This window comes from Pseudoalteromonas sp. 20-MNA-CIBAN-0454, from assembly GCF_040308685.1.
Lineage (GTDB): Bacteria > Pseudomonadota > Gammaproteobacteria > Enterobacterales > Alteromonadaceae > Pseudoalteromonas > Pseudoalteromonas nigrifaciens.
In genome coordinates this window covers 101,769-118,252 of the sequence record NZ_JBEOOB010000006.1, presented here as the reverse complement: position 1 = coordinate 118,252, position 16,484 = coordinate 101,769, and the positions used below count along the sequence as shown (strand labels likewise).

The following is a 16,484-nucleotide window of genomic DNA, read 5'->3' as shown; positions in this document are numbered from 1 at the left end:
TGCTAAAAAAGGTAAAACAGATGAAATTAAGTTTTAGTGATGAAGACGAAAAATTTCGCGCCGAAGTGGCACTTTGGCTCTTTGAGAATTTAGTGGGTGAATTTGAGCAGCTTAAATTTCGCGGTGGCCCAGGGGATGAACACATGTTTCCTCTGGAGCGTAAAAAGTGGGAACAAAAGCTCGCGCAAGGAGGTTGGACCTGCATTGGTTGGCCTAAAGAATATGGTGGCCGAGGGTGCTCTATTGAGCAGCAAGTTATTTTTAATGAAGAATATGCTCGCGCCGGTGCGCCGGGTCGTGTTGGGCATATAGGTGAAGGGCTTGCTGGGCCAACGTTAATTGCCTTTGGTAGTGAAGCGCAAAAACAAAAATACTTGCCAGGCATTGCAGCCGGAACCGCACTTTGGTGCCAAGGTTATTCTGAGCCTGGTGCAGGCTCAGACTTAGCTAATGTTAATACCAAGGCACATTTTGACGAAGCCAAAGGTAAGTGGATTATTAGCGGGCAAAAAGTGTGGACATCGCTTGCGCATGAATCTGACTATATTTTTGTTATAGCGCGTACTAACCCAAATTCTAGCGCTCACAAAGGGCTAGGCTTTTTCTTAATGAAAATGGATCAGCCAGGTATTGAAGTGCGTGGCATAAGGCAGCTTACCGGCACCTCTGAGTTTAATGAGGTATTTTTTGATCAAGCCGAATGTGATGCCGACGATATTGTAGGGCAACCAGGTGAAGGCTGGGCTATTGCTATGGGTTTACTTAATTTTGAGCGTGGCGTGTCGACCTTAGGTCAGCAAATGCAGTTTCAAAATGAGCTTAATCAAATTATTGATATAGCCAAAGCCAATGGTAAAAGCCAAAATCCAACTATTCGCCAACGCATTGCTGACGCTCATATAGGGCTTAAAATAATGCGCTACAACAGTATGCGTATGCTCTCAGATACAGGTGATGGCGGCTTACAAAAAGAAGCGCTGATCTATAAGTTATTTTGGGCAACATGGCACCGTGATTTAGGCGAACTGGCAATGGATGTACTTGGTCCCGAAGCCGAAATACTAGAGTCAGGCCCTTATACATTAACCCGTTTACAGGCTATGTATTTGTTTGTTCGCTCAGATACCATTTATGGTGGCACTAACGAAATACAACGTAACATTATTGCTGAACGTGGCTTAGGTATGCCCAAAGAGCCTAAAATAACCGCATAAAATAATTGTATTACTTAACCTGATGTAACGGATAAAAAATCGCTTAACCAGCACATCAGGTTACTTATTTTATTGCTCATTACGACTGGGCTGGTGGGGTTATTTTTAGCGAAGGCTGTGAGTTCAAAAATTAACTAAAGAGTAAGAAGGGCTGTAAAGCTAAGCCCGCTTAATCAGCGGGCTTTATTTGAATACAGTAAGGACGTTAAAAACTACTGCGAGGCATAGGCATCGGCGCGTCGGTTAGTCCCCCATTAACACCAAAAATTTCACCAGTGATATAGCCCGCCGCGGGCGAGGCTAAAAATAGCGCACAAGCCGCTACATCTTCAGGCTGACCTAAGCGATTCATAGGTGTACGTTTAACAATAGCCTGCTCCATTTCATCATTCATTACGCCTTTAAGTGCTTCGGTAAGGGTTGAGCCTACGCTAATTGCATTAACGCGCACTTTAGGTGCAAAATCTTGCGCTAAATTAAGCGTCATAAAATTTAATGCCGCTTTGGCGATGCCGTAACTGATAAAGCCGGGCTGAGCTAACTGCCCAGCTACCGATGAAATATTAATAATACTGCCTTGGCCACTGGTATTTACCATGTGCGGGGCACTAATACGTGACAAATCAAACGCGGTAGCGGTATTGAGCTTAAAGCAATTTTCTAACTCTGCTGCGCTGCTGCTAAGTGTAGGCTTAATTGCGCCTGAGCCACCGACGTTATTGACTAAAATATCGAGCCGGCCAAAATGCTCAATTGTTTTATCAACTAATGACTGTCGTTGTTGCTCATCAAGTACATCGCACGCGACTACTAAAGCGCGGCTGCCGCGTTGGCGTATTTGCGCTGCTGTTTGTTCAATATCTTCGATGGTTCTGGCAGTGACTACAATATCGGCACCCGCATCGGCTAATGCCAGTGCTATGGCAGCACCTATGCCACGCCCTGAGCCGGTAACAATAGCGACTTGGCCATCGAGGCGAAATCTATCGAGTATAGACATTAATATCTCCTTACTTAAATTAGACTAACATGTTGCTGTGCAAATTAAGGTTGCCTTACAGGCATACCTCAAATAAACCCGCAGCACCCATGCCACCGCCAATACACATGCTCACCACAACATATTTAACACCGCGACGCTTGCCTTCAATAAGGGCATGGCCCACCATGCGCGCACCACTCATACCAAAGGGGTGGCCAATGGCGATAGCGCCGCCATTAACGTTAAGTTTATTGTTATCAATACCTAGGTAGTCGCGCGAATAAATAAGCTGACACGCAAACGCTTCGTTAATTTCCCACAAACCAATATCATCAATTGATAAACCATGTTGTTTTAATAGCTTAGGAATAGCATACACAGGGCCAATACCCATTTCATCGGGATCGCAACCTGCAACCGCCATACCACGAAACACACCCATTGGCGCTAAGCCTTTTTGCGCCGCTAATTGTGAGTCCATTACCACGCAGGCTGATGCGCCATCAGATAACTGACTTGCATTACCTGCTGTAATAAATTCACCTTGTGAAATAACGCGACCATCTTTCCACACCGGTTCTAAGCTTTGTAGGCTCTCAATAGTTGTAGAAGGGCGGTTGCCTTCATCTTTAGCTAGTAATACGTCCTCAAAGGTCACTTCTTTGGTTTCGCGGTTAAATACTGATTTAGTAGATGCCATTGGCACAATTTCGTCATCAAACAGGTTGTTTTTTTGCGCCGCAGCAATACGCAGTTGCGACTGTAAGCTGTACTCATCTTGCGCTAAACGTGAAATGTTGTAGCGCTTAGCAACCACTTCAGCCGTTTCGATCATCTGCATATAGGCATGCTCTGAATGCGACAGTACTTTTTTTGAAATATTACGATAAGTATTTTTGTGTTTGTTTTGCACCATAGAAATAGATTCAACGCCACCGGCAACCACAATATCCATTGAACCAAGCATAATATTTTGCGCCGCAAAACCTATACTCATTAATCCAGATGAACACTGACGGTCAAGAGTCATACCCGGCACGCTATTAGGTAGGCCTGCAGCGGTCGCTGTTAAACGGCCCAAGTTATAGCCTTGAGTACCTTGCTGGGCTGCACAACCAATGATCACATCATCAACCTCAGCACCATCAATACCCGCGCGTTTAACGGCTTGCTCAACTGCATGACCTGATAATGCAGGCGCTTCGGTATCGTTAAAGGCACCACGAAAGGCTTTGCCCATAGGCGTTCTGGCGGTAGAAACTATAACTGCTTCGCGCATGATTATTCCTTTTTTATTTTGAAGTGCAAAGGCACTCTTACGGTTAAATTTTAGCTAGGTAATAATGCTGAGTTGCTGCAATAACACGTGTGTATTGGTTAAATTAGTCAGATTAATTGCAATTATTACCATGGGTAAAAATAGAGTTTTCCATATCTACATTAACCCTTATCGCGTCACTGTGAACATCGACCATTTGAGGTAGGCAATAACTAATTAGTAAAATAAAGAGAATTAGTAATTGGTTTGTACTGCTTATTAATTCGCTTATTGGGCGAGTTTAGCTTTAATAGTGATGAGTAAAGCAAGACAATATTTGCCGCGGATTTTAGAAAGGGAAACAGTTACAAACGGAATTGATTTTAATGAATTTACGTTGTGGTTCCTGCAATTTATTGAAAGTAGTTAGGGTATATTGACCGTTCATGGTTGAACCTTTTTCACTCTAGGGGGCTTTAATCGCGGTGCGAAATTTGTAACCTAGTATGCTCGGTAACTGTTTTTCCCTTATTCTACTAGCTTAAAACCAAGTAAAAATAAGTAAAAACGAGCAAAGCTTCCGCCGCTCACCTATACCCATGTAGATAAAAATAGTTCATCACCCTTGGCAAAACTACTCGATCAGCGTGTGTTTGGCATTTATACGTCGATATCACCTAGTTTGTGGGGAATAACGACATTACATAGGCTCTGTCTAACCTAAAAGCCAAGCAAATTGCTAAAAATTAAACCTTAGATGGTAAACAGGCTCTAATTAAAAAGAATTTTTTAAGTGGGAAAGTTGTTTTTTATTAATTAAACAGGCTAAAAAAACACATGAAATGAATGAAAAGTGAACGAGGTATTTAATTATGTTTAGCTAATAGAGTTTATAAAAGTTATTAGGATCAAATAAAGACAGTTTATTTTTTGTTTACCTAGTTTTACGTTGTTTATAAATTATAAACACATATTTTACACACCATTAAAACGGTTTTTAATTTAAGGGTCGTTGAGGCTTGTGAATTGTTTAGTACGCATATTTATAAAAATTAAGTACTAATACTATTACATTTAATTGCAGGGTTGTTTGATAAGTAAGCAAATGAAAACTCACTAAACCGTTATTTTATCTTAAGATTAAATCGTCTTACCGAAGTTGCTCAAAGGAAATGGCAATAATGAAAAAATATCTAGGTTATTTATTATGTTGCTTTGCATGTAATGCATATAGCAACGATGAAGTAACACTTACTTTAGTAGGGTACATTTCACCTAAATGTGAGTTTACGGCAGAAAATAAAAACTTAATTATTTCTTCAGATGGCTTCGCTAATACAGAGTTAGCAATTAATTGTAACTCACCTATGCGGGTATCTATGCTGTCAGAAAACGGTGGTTTGCGCCACCAGCAGGGTACTCACTTAAATGCTTATAACGTTAACTTGTCAATTGCAGATGCTAATCAAAGTATGTCTGTTTCGTCACAGACCCTAACAGTATCACAAACATTTAATGTTGATAAAATTTTATTTAACAGTGTAGCAAAACTACAGTTAGAGCTAGTAGACCCTTTAATTTATGCAGGAAATTACCAGGATGTTATTCGCATAGAAATGACGCCATCTGCAGTCTCTGGTGGCGTGCGGTAAACCATTAATTATTAAACATAAACATATATCACATGGAAAAGGAATATAACAATGAAAAAGTTAATCGTATTATCAGCAATCGCAGCACTTACATCAGGTGCAGCACTAGCACAAAGTATAAATTTAACCGGTAATGTTGATTCAATATGTAATGTATCTACTATCGGTTCAAGTTCAGCTTCTTTTGCTGAATTAGAAGTAGGTACTCCGGATGTAAATATTGGTGTTGAGATACAGTGTAATGATCCTGATGGAGCAACGGTTTCACTCATTACCTCTGAAGGGCATTTACAAAACGCAGATCAGGAAGACAAAGGTGTAGGGTATTGGGCTACTCTAGATGCTGCTCCGTTTAATTTTACTTTAAAGGCAGATGATGGTCAAAATGATAAGCCCAATAGCCAGACAATCCTAAAGACGGAGACTGCCAAAGTAGCTGCATTAGCTAATGGTGTATCGGGTAATATTACTTTATCACTTAAAGAGACAGCCTTGTTTTCTGGTACTTATGCAGACACTCTAGCATTTGTTATTACAGTTGGTAATTAGTCATCCTAGAAGGCAGTTTAAACTGCCTTCTTTACTTTTAAAGAGGGGATCTTATGCGTCTATTAATTTTATTAACTTTATTTATTACTTCTACCTCGGTACTTTCATTTCAGGTACAGCCAATGATTGCAGAGCTAAAATCCATTGGAACCCATTCACAGCAGATAATGCGGATAGTTAATACAGCAGATACTCCTTTAACTATTGATATATCTAGTTATGATTTACAACTCACTGAACAGGGAGAAGAGTTACTTAGTATTAATGAAGATGATTTTTTAATCATCCCCATGACAACGATTATTCCAGCGGGAAAAAGCCAGTCTGTCATTGTTAGATATATTGGGGAGCCAATATTAAAAAGTTCAAAAGCTTATCGTATTTTTGTAGATCAAGTATCTGTAGACCTAGGCAATACAACTCAATCAGGAGTGGGAATGAATCTAAGTTTCAGAACGCTGTTTAATGTAGTTCCACAAAACGCAAAAGCTAAATTAGTCATTAAAAATAAGCGACAAGCAGAAAACAATAACTGGAAAGTATTAATAGATAATATCGGCAATAAATACATAAGTTTGTCAAAAGCACAGTGGGTAATTAAGGGTAATAATGAAAAATTTGTGCTTGAAGGAGAAAGCTTAAGTAAAGCGTTAAGTGGAAAGCTGCTTTTACCTAACTCAAGTCGAGAAGTAACAATAAAAATACCAGCGCAATTTAATGCAGAGCAAAGTGAGTTAGAGGTGCTGTTTTAATGTGTAGGCTGCTGAATTATTACTTATTATTATTTGTAATGTTAGCTTTGCCCGCCTACGCTTTAGAAGTAACGCCCATGGTAGTTACTTTTTCACCAAATGGCGTGTCAAATGGTGCATCTAGTTTAATACATAACCAGTTACCACGTGATATTGCCTTTGATATACAGGTATACGAAATTCAATTTACACAAGATGAACCACAATTAGTGCCGTTAGAAGATTCGCCATTGTGGGTGTTTCCGCCGTCATTATTGCTACAAGCAGGGCAAAGTCAGCGTATTCAATTTAGATGGCTAGATAAAGTACTGCCAACCACAGATAAAAGTTACCAAGTTAGCTTGATTGAGCAACCATTAAACGCTCATTTAGCAGACAAAGCATCGCAATTGACCATGCTGCTTAATGTGAACTTAATTGTGCATGTAGATCAACCACAGTTAACAGCAGATTTAGCCGTTGGAGAGTCTCATATTGAGGGAACAGACATTATGGTAAATATAATAAATAAAGGCCCAGGTGCGAGTCGATTAAGTGATTATGAGATCAAGTTAACTGATGAAAGTTCTGGAGTATTAATAGAACGCATTTTAAAGCAGCAATTAAAGGCACAAGGGTATGACGTGTTTTTTGCACCTAATAGTAGCCACTATATAAAAATACCTAAACCAAAATCGATAAAAGAGGATAGTTTTAAAAGCTTACGCTTAGAATTGATGAGGTAATAAATATGCGTATATTTATTTGTTTATTATTAATTGTATTCACTCAAGTAAGCCTAGCAAAAATAAATCCATCTAACCGAACCATTGAGCTAAGTGTTGAGGCTGAGCTTAATAAAACAGATATTGGCAGAGTAACACTTGCTGTGGAGCCAGGTGATAATTTATTACTTAAGTGGAACGAAGTTGAAACAGTATTAAAGGAAGTGTTATACCCTGAAGGCCTTGCCATATTAAAAGCTAAGGTTGTTGATGGTTTACTTAGCAAGCAAGCATTAGAAAAGTTTGGCTTAGTGGTTAACTTTGACCTAAGCGATTTTAGTTTAAAAATAAATGCTCCTCTTAATTTAACCCGCCCGCAAACATTAAGTTTAAAATCAGACTCTAGGCGACTAAAAGCTTCAGAAGTGGCTAATTTAAGTGGCTTTGTTAACCTGTATTCTAGCTACTTATATCAACAAAATAACAATACAGATACGACAGACAAACAGCTAGCCTTTCGTGCTGAAATGGTGATGAATTGGGGGGGCTGGGTAGTAGAAAATGAACTTGAGTATTTATCAGACGTTGAGGCAACATCATCAAATGTTAAACGTATAGGCACACGCTTAGTGCATGACTTACCGTTAAAAGGTATGCGTGTATCAATAGGCGATAACTACAGCTCAGGAAGTTACTTTCAATCTACATCACGTATTTTGGGAATTTCGCTTGCTCATGACTTCTCGCTAGTATCCGATAGGCCAATAAGACCCAGTGCCTCTAGAAGCTTTACTTTAGAAAGCCCATCTTCTGTAGAAGTATTGGTTGACGATAGGATTGTACAGCGATTAAATTTAACTGCAGGCATATATTCATTAGATGATATACCGTTGAATGAGGGAAGTAATAATATAAGTTTGCGGATCACTGATATTGCAGGGGTAGTACGATACGTTAATTTTGATGTAACCACGGGCTTAGATTTATTTGCAGAGGGACAGCTAGAATATGCGATTCATATTGGAGTGCCATCGACATTAACCGATCAGCTAAATTACGATAATGACAGCCCATTGATAAGTACCTATCTTGATTATGGGGTATCGCCTAGTTGGACTATTGGCTTTACAGCGCAAGCAGATGAATTTATACAACAAGCAGGCTTTAAAAGTATTTATGCAGCCAACATTGGCCAATTTGCATTTGAAAATGCAGTGAGTTTTGGCGACGAAACAGGACACGCTTACCGATTGGTATATAGTAGCTTTACAGACAGAAGTGAATTACCACAAGATATTAGTTTTGGTTACGAATACTCTACTAAAGACTTTCGTGCAGTCGGCTATCGACCTGATCTACAAGGTAGTGCTCGACTACGAGAACACTTTATTCAGGCAAACTATAGTTTTTTTAATAGCCCTACTTTGCGCACCTCTTTTTTTGCCAACCTATCAAGAGCGCATAATGAAGCTCAGTTTGATAAATCTGCTGGTGTTAACTTTACAGGCGATGTAAGTAATGGCAATTGGCGTTATAGCTTAGGCGCTCAATGGGATGAAATAGCTGATAATGCAGAGTGGGGAATTAGGCTCTCTTTAACCTATAAGTTTAGTAATGATCGACGTTTAAAGTTATCTCACCAATCACGTAGAAACAAAACACGTTTAGAGTATACCCAAGATGCTAATCAACGTTATGTAGGTGCCTTTAGTTTAAGAACGGGAATTGAACATAATGACCAAAATGAAGCATTATTTGACTTAAACACACAATATAATGGCAACCGGTTCTTAGCTAGTTTAGACCATGCTAGCTTTTATGAGCAATTAAATGCAAGTTCAGCTTATCATCAAAGTCGGGTTAGTTTTGCATCCAGCGTAGCATTTGCAGAAGATGATTGGGCAATAGGTAAGCCTATATACGACAGCTTTGCTTTAATTAAACCCCACTCGAGCCTAAAAGATAAAAAAATAACCTTGGGCCAATACAAAGATCAATACAGAGCAAACAATGCAGATTTTGATACTATTTTATTACATGATATTAGCTCATACGATAATTCGGCTATTTCAGTAGATGTAGAAGATTTGGAGCCTGGGTATGATATTGGGGCGGGTTTAGTGGTGTTTTTCCCCTCTTATCGCAGTGGGTATAGTGTAATGATTGGTACTGCTGCAAATATATCGGTTATTGCCACTTTACTAGATCAACAACAACAGCCGTTAGCATTACAAGTGGGTGTTGCTGTATGTTCAGATAATACTGAAAAAGAACATAAGTTTTTTACAAATAAATCGGGTCGTTTTGCATTAACTGGGCTTACCCCTTGTAGCTATGAAGTGACATTAAATAATAGCGAAAAATCGCAATTTATTTTAGATGTAAAAGAAGGTGAGCAACTACAAAGAAAAGGAAAGATTTATGTACACTAAACAAACGGTTACCTTTATTAGCGGCTTAGCTTTATTACTTTTACCTTATATTAGCTACGCACAGTGTGATGCAAGGTTAAATAATATTGACCACTTATTTGATGACTTTGATCAGTACCATGCATTACAAAAAGTAGATGCAAAAAAGCAGCTGCGCATTAATGTAATAAATGACGAACAGTGCCAGCTACATATTATACTAACCAGTGAAAACCAAGCGCAGCTAAAAGGCGCTTTTCAAAGTATTGCTTATCAATTTCGCAGCGATACTCAGCAATTAGTCAGCTCATCAATTAGTCGTTTACAACTAGTAGAGTCAGCGGCTGAAGTTGAACTTTTGATCCCATCGGGTACACCGGTAAAGGCAGGGTTATACACAGATAGATTGCAAATAAAACTTTATGATCAAAATAATCAGCTGCTCGATGAGCGTCAACTTGACATTGAAACAGATATTGCCCCAAGAACCAGCCTGTCGGTGCTTGGTTATAATACTTTTGCAAATACCATTAACTTAGGAGAGTTAATACCTCTGCAAGAATACGCTATGTTACCTAGCCTGCAAGTAGTGACTAATTCAGATGTTCGGCTGCGTGTTAGCTCTGATAATAAAGGTAAGTTAGTGCACAGTATGTATCAGCAACAATATGCGATAGATTATAATTTAGATTTGGCGGGTAATTGGTTAGGATTGAGTCAAGATACAAATAAAACGTTTTCATACGCTGGGCAAACTGTGTTTTTATTGCCACTTAAAATACAGTTAGCTGACTTTAAAGAGCAAGCCGCTGGTGAGTATACAGATACTATAAGGTTTCAAATTAGCCCACTTAACTATTAACTTTGTTTAAGTTTTTTTGACACCATGCAAGTGCTTGCTGCTTATTTTTAACGGCAATTTTTTGATACACTTTATGTAAATGAACTCGCACAGTTGCTTCGCTGATAAACAGGCTATCGGCAATAGCACTGGAGTGCATTCCTGAAAACAGTAAGTTTAAAACTTTAATTTCTTTACAGGTAAGGTTATTCGACTGCAGTGTTGTTTGTTGCTCGCTAGCCAGCATTTGCCTCATCCAACAATCAGTAACTGCGCGAGGAAACCAAAGTTCTCCCTTATTAATCGCTTCTAACCCTTGGTGAAAAAGAGCTTCGTCTGTATTAGCATAAAATAAGCCCTTTAAGTTAGGCCATTCTTTTAATGGAATAACATCACTGTCTTTAGGCACGTCAAAAATAACAAGCCCTTGGTGCTCATTTTTTAACATAAACTGATTAATTAGTTCATAGTTAGTGATAACGTTAAGTGCTTGATAATTTACCAGCAGTATATTGTATTGTGTCGCCACACAAAATAAAGAAGTATACCCGGAAGTATTTAAACACTTTATCTGTTTATTCGTTACATTTTCAATTGCCATAAATTTATTCCATATACTTAAGTATTAATACTATATTCCTAAGTTCAGTTAATATCAATGGTGGAATAATGTACAAATCGTTTGTTATTTAACTTAAATCGCTTGTTTAATTGTAGTATACGCAATAGGCTCTGTGGGTTTATTTACCTCTTCATTTTAATAATTTAAGGTGAATGGCGTTTTACTGAATAACTTTTAGCGAGGAGTTGTGGCGCGGCAGGGTTTTTATTAATAAAATATTAGAAAATGATACATATCATCTTGTTTATATCATATAATTTACATCCAGAGGAAAGATGCTACAACGCATCTTTTTTTATGCCTACAATTTATATTTTATAAAAATATAACGCATAACAAAACCTATACCCTTTGGAGATTATTTTTGAAATTACGCAACCTCTCACCGTTAAGCTTAGCAATTATTGCTGCACTCACTACCTCAGTAAATGCAGAAGAAACCAAAACAACAGCAAAGCAAGACGCGTTTGAAAAAATAGAAGTAACCGCTCGTAAACGTACAGAAAGCTTATTTGAGTCTCCAACCGCAATTACATCAATAGGTGCAAACCTCATTGATAAAGCCAATATGAGTAATTTAGAAGATATTGGTAAGTATGTACCTAATTTAAATATTACTCGTTATGGCGTGGGTAACTCGGCACATGCATCTGTGTTTATTCGCGGTATAGGCCTTCAAGATCATGTTATTACTACCGATCCTGGTGTTGGGGTTTACTTAGATGGTGTGTATTTAGGCCGTCAAATGGGGTCAAATTTATCGCTACCGAATGTTGAGCGTGTAGAAGTATTGCGTGGCCCTCAAGGTACTTTATATGGCCGTAATACTTTAGGTGGCGCGGTTAATGTAATAACCAAGCAACCAGGTGATGAAGGCATTTTAACAACGACTGCAAAAGTGGGTAGCCGCGGTCGTATAGCAGGCGATATTTACTTTAATAACGCATTAACTGATGACTTAAGTATGTCGGCAAGTGCGTCATACAAGCAGCGTGATGGGGTGGGTACAGCAGTTAATTTAGCTAACCCAGAAAAGGAAATTGGTGAAGAGCAAGAGTTTAGTGGCCGTGTTGCATTTAAATACCAAGCAACTAGCGACCTTGCATTTACTTTTTCTTTAGATGGCGTTGATAACGAATCGGGCCAATCGCCTTATACAATTGAGCTTACCGCACCACTTGATCCAAATGATCAGAACAATGGCGATTTCCCATTATTAACACCAGATTTAATTCCGGCAAATCCAGATGATTTAGGCACAACCGTTGCGGGTATTGAATCAACTTCTTACTCAGGTTGGGGAACTTCATTTGCTGCTGATTGGGCAATTAACGACACTTATACAAGTAAGTTTATCTCAAGCTACCGTACCTCTGAGTATGAAGGTGGTTTAGATGATGATGCATCAGCGCTTAATTTATCTGAGTTTCCAGAGCAAGGTGGTGCTGATCAATACTCATTTGAAGTTCAGTTAAACGCAACGTTTGACAACATGGACTTTGTATCTGGCTTATACTTCTTTAATGAAGATGGCTTTACCCGTTCAGAAGACTTTGTATTTAGCCCATACAATACGCCTGACAGTTTTGGCTTCTTCGAAATAAATCAAGAAACCAACTCTTATGCTGCTTACTTTAATGCCGGCTACGATTTAACCGACGACTTAAGCGTTGGTGGTGGCCTGCGCTATTCAAAAGATAAAAAAGAAGCGAATGCAATTTTTCCATCTTTTGCCGAACGTAAATATGTATCTGCAGACTTTGATGCTGTGACGTGGGATATAAATGCTTCGTACCAGCTTAGTAATAATATGAATGTGTATGGTCAAGTTCAAAAAGGTTACCAAACAGGTGGCTTTCCACCGCGTCCATTTGGCGGGCCTGATCAGTTTTCATCATTTGATGAAACAAAAGCAATTAACTACGAAATTGGCTTAAAAGGCCAAGTACACGAAAATGTATCTATGATGTTGGCTGTATTTGTAACTGACTACACAGATTTAGCGCTGCCATTTTCAGACCCTACTTCGGGCGGTGGTTTTGTAACTATCGTTGAAAATGCTGGTCAATCAAAAGCGCAAGGTATTGAGCTTGAAACAACAGTAGCTATTACTGACGACTTTACTATTCGCAGTGCAGTGGGTTACTTAGATTCAGAAATTAGTGAAGTAGCAGCAGGCGTACAAGGAATTGGTAAAGGCGATTCGCCTGCATTAACACCACGCTGGACTGTGATGATTGCGCCTTCATATTTTATGGATTTAAATAACGGTGGCACTCTGGCTTTTAATGCAAACTACTCGTACCGCAGTGAAATGCAAGGTCAGTCAGTATTTAACTATAGCGAAACAATTGATTCTCGTGAGTTAGTTGGCTTTAATATTTCTTACACTAACCCGTACGGCGATATGGAAGTAACGCTATATGGTGAAAACGTATTAAACGAAGTGTACGATGTAGGACGCCTACAACAAACTGGTTTTGTTGGCGTTATGCGCAGTAATGACCGCAGTGAATTTGGTTTAAAGTTCAAAAAAGACTTCGAGCTGTAAACTAATTTAGCTAACGCATTTAAACAAAAAAGGTAAGCCGCGGCTTACCTTTTTTAATATTAGTAGGGCAAAATTAATCTTTGTTAAGATCTTTACGTGCTTGCTCAATTTCTTCGGCAATTTCACGTGCTTTTTGTTTGGTTTTTTCGGTTAGCTCGCCTGCCGTTTCTTTACTTTTTATCCACGCATCAACAGCAACTTCTTTGCCGTCATCGTACATATCTAAACCCATTGCTTTACTTTGCTGTAATAACTGATTAAGCGACTCGTCATGTTTAATTTCGTGAGTAGTTTCTTTTACTTTAGTCCACGCTTTATCTAGCTCTTGCTGTACTTGAGCACCGGTGTCTTTGGCGTCTTCTTTGATCTCTTTGGCATCTTCACACGCGGTTAATGTAAGTAAAGTACCTAATAATGCTAAACCTGCTAATTTATTCATGTGTAATTTTTCCATCGATATAAAATAATATTTAACACCATTATAAGTAACTAAAATGAACATACCCGTAACAAAACGATTAAATTTTAAATTAATGGATAAAAGTGATTGCCCTAAGCTGTTTAAATTGGCTCAATACTTGGGTGTAACTACGGTTTATTGAGCCCCGAGCATTGAGCTCGGGAGTTATTAGAATTAGCCTATTGCGGGTATTAATCCGGCCATTTGTAGGCCTTGGGCACTAATAATAGTTAAACCGCATAATGCTGCAATGGCTAAGCCAATATTACCGCTGCGTACTTTATAACCTGTGTTCTGTGTACTTTTACGTTGCTTATAAACCATAGCTACAGGTAAAAAAACGGCCAAAATCACTAAGGCAATCGCTGCGTAGCCAAGCGCCATAATAAACCCTTGCGGATAAAATATGGCAAAACCAAGAGGAGGTATAAAGGTAATTAATGCCGTTTTAATTCGATCCGCTTTTGTATCTGCTTTTTTGAAAGTGTCGGCAAAAAAGTCAAACAAGCCTAAACTTACACCCAAAAATGAAGTGGCTAATGCAAGATCAGCAAATAACTTAACGGCAGTGGCAACGTTTGGGTTGTGCGCTATGCTCGCCATGCTTTGTACAAAGCCACTTAAACCTTGGCTATTGAGCAAATCATTTTGATTCATAATACCCTGGCTTAATATTTGCCAAAAAATATAAATACCTAACGGTAGCGTTGCACCCGCTATCATTACTTTACGCAGTGTTTTTATTTCTAATCCTACGTATTTAACAATTGAAGGAATAGAGCCATGAAAACCAAATGAGGTAAATACCACCGGAATAGCCGAGAGTATTAAGCCTTGCTCTACTGGCATTTCAAGTAAATGTTGGCCATGTACATAAGGCGTTAACATATAAAACAGGCTGGCAAGTACCACAATTTTTATTGAAAACAGCACTCTATTAAATTTATCGACCTTACTGGTACCCAGAGTTACGACACCAGCAATTAAAACCGCCAGTAAAACAGAGGCCAGTTGCGGTGCAATACTCACGTTAAACCCCGTGTTTATGCGATCTTGAAGTTGTGCGCCACCACCAGCAATATAAGCTGCACACAAAGCGTAAAATAAAAATATCACCGAAAAGTTAGCTACATATTGCCCACGTTTGCCAAGCCAAAGTTTAGCTAAGGTATTTAGCGTCGCATCGCGAGGAGCATATTGATGGAGCTCAAGCATTAGCAGTGCAGTGTAGGTCATTAATAACCAACAACCGACAATTAATGTCAGCGCAATACTAAACCCTAGTCCGGCTGATGCAATTGGTAAGGCCAGCATACCTGCACCTATGGTAGTACCTGCAACAATTAACATGCTACCTATTGTTTTATTTTTAAGCACTTAATGATCCTGATCAATCTTGAGAGGTACGCAAGATATAACTAGTTAACCAAAACTTAAATAGTTTTGTTATAAAAGAAATAAAATAAAGTGTAATTATCTATTTACAACTGTAATTTAAATGCATCTTTTATTAATATTAACTATTAAAAAAGTGCTTTAAGCGTATAGTTTATTTGAAGTTTTTTGAGTTTTATTGTTAATGGCTAAGGAGCGGCATGTGCCAATTAAAGTATCGTACTTTATAATGGTTCTTATATGGTCAACCACACCATTAGGTATAGTGTGGAGCAGCGATACAGTATCGCCAACATTAGCGGTTTTATTACGTATGTTGGTAGGGCTTACTTTAGGTGCTGTAATTATAGCTATTACGCGTATTAGGGTGCCGTGGAATAAAAATGCCTGCTTACTTTATTTTTACTCTAGCATAGGTATTTTTGGTGGCATGTTACTTAGTTATATGGCGGCTAAAACAGTGCCCTCAGGCATTATTTCATTAATGTTTGGCTTAGCGCCTATTTTATCGGGCTTACTTGCCCAGCAACTCCTTAACGAGCCTAAGTTTAGTGCAATTAAGCTAATCGCACTGACATGTGCCCTAATCGGATTATATTTTGTCAGCTATAACCAAATTAAGCACTCGCAAACTCAGGGGCTTGGTTTGTTATATGTGTTTATAGCGGTGTGTTTTTTTAGTTTAAGTGGAGTGATGATCAAGCGGGTTAAAATTGCTATTCATCCTATGGCAACTACATTTGGTGCTCTGGTGTTTGTAACACCTTTATTTTTTATTGCTTGGTTGCTGCTAGACGGTGAATTAAATATACAAAATTGGAGTGCTAAATCAATATGGGCTATTGGTTATTTAGGAGTATTTGGCTCATTGTTAGGAGCGCTGGCGTATTTTCATGTATTACAAAACTTAAATGCCAGTACTGTTGCACTTACCACGCTTATTACCCCAAGTTTTGCATTAGGGCTTGGCGCATGGCTTAATAATGAACCGCTTAGCAAGGAGCTTATTAGTGGTGCGGTTATTATTTTACTAAGCTTAGGTGTGTTTCAGTTTGGCGAGCAAATAGTTAATCGAAATAAGCAAAAAATATGA

14 protein-coding genes are annotated in these 16,484 nt (G+C 38.7%); 9 read left to right on the top strand and 5 right to left on the bottom strand.

What is annotated here, in order from left to right; all coding sequences use genetic code 11:
- Nucleotides 1-20: 20 nt before the first annotated feature.
- On the top strand, nucleotides 21-1,214 hold the full coding sequence (locus AAEZ22_RS04695; RefSeq protein ID WP_011328787.1) for an acyl-CoA dehydrogenase family protein: 1,194 nt from the start codon (nucleotides 21-23) through the stop codon (nucleotides 1,212-1,214).
- A 205-nt stretch (nucleotides 1,215-1,419) separates the two neighbouring features.
- On the opposite strand, the gene AAEZ22_RS04690 is transcribed toward AAEZ22_RS04695, so the two are convergent.
- Nucleotides 1,420-2,214 carry an SDR family oxidoreductase gene (locus tag AAEZ22_RS04690; RefSeq protein ID WP_011328786.1) on the bottom strand — a complete coding sequence of 265 codons (795 nt, stop codon included), beginning with the start codon at nucleotides 2,212-2,214 and terminating at the stop codon, nucleotides 1,420-1,422.
- Nucleotides 2,215-2,269: 55 nt separating this feature from the next.
- Nucleotides 2,270-3,475: an acetyl-CoA C-acyltransferase gene (locus tag AAEZ22_RS04685; RefSeq protein ID WP_182677268.1), complete on the bottom strand. Its 1,206-nt coding sequence runs from the start codon at nucleotides 3,473-3,475 to the stop codon at nucleotides 2,270-2,272.
- Nucleotides 3,476-4,635: 1,160 nt separating this feature from the next.
- Here AAEZ22_RS04685 and AAEZ22_RS04680 point away from each other — a divergent pair.
- From AAEZ22_RS04680 to AAEZ22_RS04655, 6 genes are read left to right on the top strand one after another with little or no spacing between them, the layout of a single operon-like run.
- A complete protein-coding gene (locus AAEZ22_RS04680) occupies nucleotides 4,636-5,106 on the top strand; it encodes a hypothetical protein (RefSeq protein WP_352296326.1) in 471 nt (156 codons plus the stop codon).
- Between the two features lie 51 nt (nucleotides 5,107-5,157).
- Complete coding sequence (locus tag AAEZ22_RS04675; protein ID WP_352296323.1) at nucleotides 5,158-5,655, top strand: hypothetical protein; 498 nt, start codon at nucleotides 5,158-5,160, stop codon at nucleotides 5,653-5,655.
- 53 nt (nucleotides 5,656-5,708) lie between these two features.
- On the top strand, nucleotides 5,709-6,407 hold the full coding sequence (locus tag AAEZ22_RS04670; protein ID WP_352296320.1) for a fimbrial biogenesis chaperone: 699 nt from the start codon (nucleotides 5,709-5,711) through the stop codon (nucleotides 6,405-6,407).
- Entirely contained in the window at nucleotides 6,407-7,132 is a 726-nt protein-coding gene (locus AAEZ22_RS04665; RefSeq protein ID WP_041454511.1) for a fimbrial biogenesis chaperone, read from the top strand. The genes AAEZ22_RS04670 and AAEZ22_RS04665 overlap by 1 nt, the downstream gene beginning before the upstream one ends.
- A gap of 5 nt (nucleotides 7,133-7,137) precedes the next feature.
- Nucleotides 7,138-9,543 carry a fimbria/pilus outer membrane usher protein gene (locus AAEZ22_RS04660; RefSeq protein ID WP_352296317.1) on the top strand — a complete coding sequence of 802 codons (2,406 nt, stop codon included), beginning with the start codon at nucleotides 7,138-7,140 and terminating at the stop codon, nucleotides 9,541-9,543.
- Nucleotides 9,533-10,384, top strand: coding sequence for a hypothetical protein (locus AAEZ22_RS04655; RefSeq protein ID WP_089368580.1), 852 nt, complete (start codon nucleotides 9,533-9,535; stop codon nucleotides 10,382-10,384). Before AAEZ22_RS04660 ends, AAEZ22_RS04655 begins: the two co-directional genes overlap by 11 nt.
- Here the strand turns inward: AAEZ22_RS04655 and AAEZ22_RS04650 are convergent.
- Nucleotides 10,374-10,964, bottom strand: coding sequence for a LuxR C-terminal-related transcriptional regulator (locus AAEZ22_RS04650; RefSeq protein ID WP_182684175.1), 591 nt, complete (start codon nucleotides 10,962-10,964; stop codon nucleotides 10,374-10,376). The genes AAEZ22_RS04655 and AAEZ22_RS04650 overlap by 11 nt on opposite strands.
- A 385-nt stretch (nucleotides 10,965-11,349) precedes the next feature.
- On the opposite strand from AAEZ22_RS04650, the gene AAEZ22_RS04645 reads away from it, so the two are divergent.
- Nucleotides 11,350-13,536 carry a TonB-dependent receptor gene (locus tag AAEZ22_RS04645; protein WP_352296313.1) on the top strand — a complete coding sequence of 729 codons (2,187 nt, stop codon included), beginning with the start codon at nucleotides 11,350-11,352 and terminating at the stop codon, nucleotides 13,534-13,536.
- Nucleotides 13,537-13,609: 73 nt separating this feature from the next.
- Here AAEZ22_RS04645 and AAEZ22_RS04640 read toward each other — a convergent pair whose 3' ends face one another.
- Together AAEZ22_RS04640 and AAEZ22_RS04635 are read right to left on the bottom strand one after the other, a co-directional pair.
- Complete coding sequence (locus AAEZ22_RS04640) at nucleotides 13,610-13,975, bottom strand: hypothetical protein (protein ID WP_041454510.1); 366 nt, start codon at nucleotides 13,973-13,975, stop codon at nucleotides 13,610-13,612.
- A 195-nt stretch (nucleotides 13,976-14,170) separates the two neighbouring features.
- Nucleotides 14,171-15,373, bottom strand: a complete 1,203-nt coding sequence (locus AAEZ22_RS04635; protein WP_352296310.1) for an aromatic amino acid transport family protein — start codon at nucleotides 15,371-15,373, stop codon at nucleotides 14,171-14,173.
- A gap of 220 nt (nucleotides 15,374-15,593) precedes the next feature.
- On the opposite strand from AAEZ22_RS04635, the gene AAEZ22_RS04630 reads away from it, so the two are divergent.
- Nucleotides 15,594-16,484, top strand: a complete 891-nt coding sequence (locus tag AAEZ22_RS04630; protein WP_352296307.1) for a DMT family transporter — start codon at nucleotides 15,594-15,596, stop codon at nucleotides 16,482-16,484.

What these genes read in the sequence shown, in the direction of transcription:
- AAEZ22_RS04695 (WP_011328787.1), top strand. Translation starts at nt 21, where the DNA reads ATGAAATTAAGTTTTAGTGATGAAGACGAAAAATTTCGCGCCGAAGTG.
- AAEZ22_RS04690 (WP_011328786.1), bottom strand. Translation starts at nt 2,214, where the DNA reads ATGTCTATACTCGATAGATTTCGCCTCGATGGCCAAGTCGCTATTGTT.
- AAEZ22_RS04685 (WP_182677268.1), bottom strand. Translation starts at nt 3,475, where the DNA reads ATGCGCGAAGCAGTTATAGTTTCTACCGCCAGAACGCCTATGGGCAAA.
- AAEZ22_RS04680 (WP_352296326.1), top strand. Translation starts at nt 4,636, where the DNA reads ATGAAAAAATATCTAGGTTATTTATTATGTTGCTTTGCATGTAATGCA.
- AAEZ22_RS04675 (WP_352296323.1), top strand. Translation starts at nt 5,158, where the DNA reads ATGAAAAAGTTAATCGTATTATCAGCAATCGCAGCACTTACATCAGGT.
- AAEZ22_RS04670 (WP_352296320.1), top strand. Translation starts at nt 5,709, where the DNA reads ATGCGTCTATTAATTTTATTAACTTTATTTATTACTTCTACCTCGGTA.
- AAEZ22_RS04665 (WP_041454511.1), top strand. Translation starts at nt 6,407, where the DNA reads ATGTGTAGGCTGCTGAATTATTACTTATTATTATTTGTAATGTTAGCT.
- AAEZ22_RS04660 (WP_352296317.1), top strand. Translation starts at nt 7,138, where the DNA reads ATGCGTATATTTATTTGTTTATTATTAATTGTATTCACTCAAGTAAGC.
- AAEZ22_RS04655 (WP_089368580.1), top strand. Translation starts at nt 9,533, where the DNA reads ATGTACACTAAACAAACGGTTACCTTTATTAGCGGCTTAGCTTTATTA.
- AAEZ22_RS04650 (WP_182684175.1), bottom strand. Translation starts at nt 10,964, where the DNA reads ATGGCAATTGAAAATGTAACGAATAAACAGATAAAGTGTTTAAATACT.
- AAEZ22_RS04640 (WP_041454510.1), bottom strand. Translation starts at nt 13,975, where the DNA reads ATGAATAAATTAGCAGGTTTAGCATTATTAGGTACTTTACTTACATTA.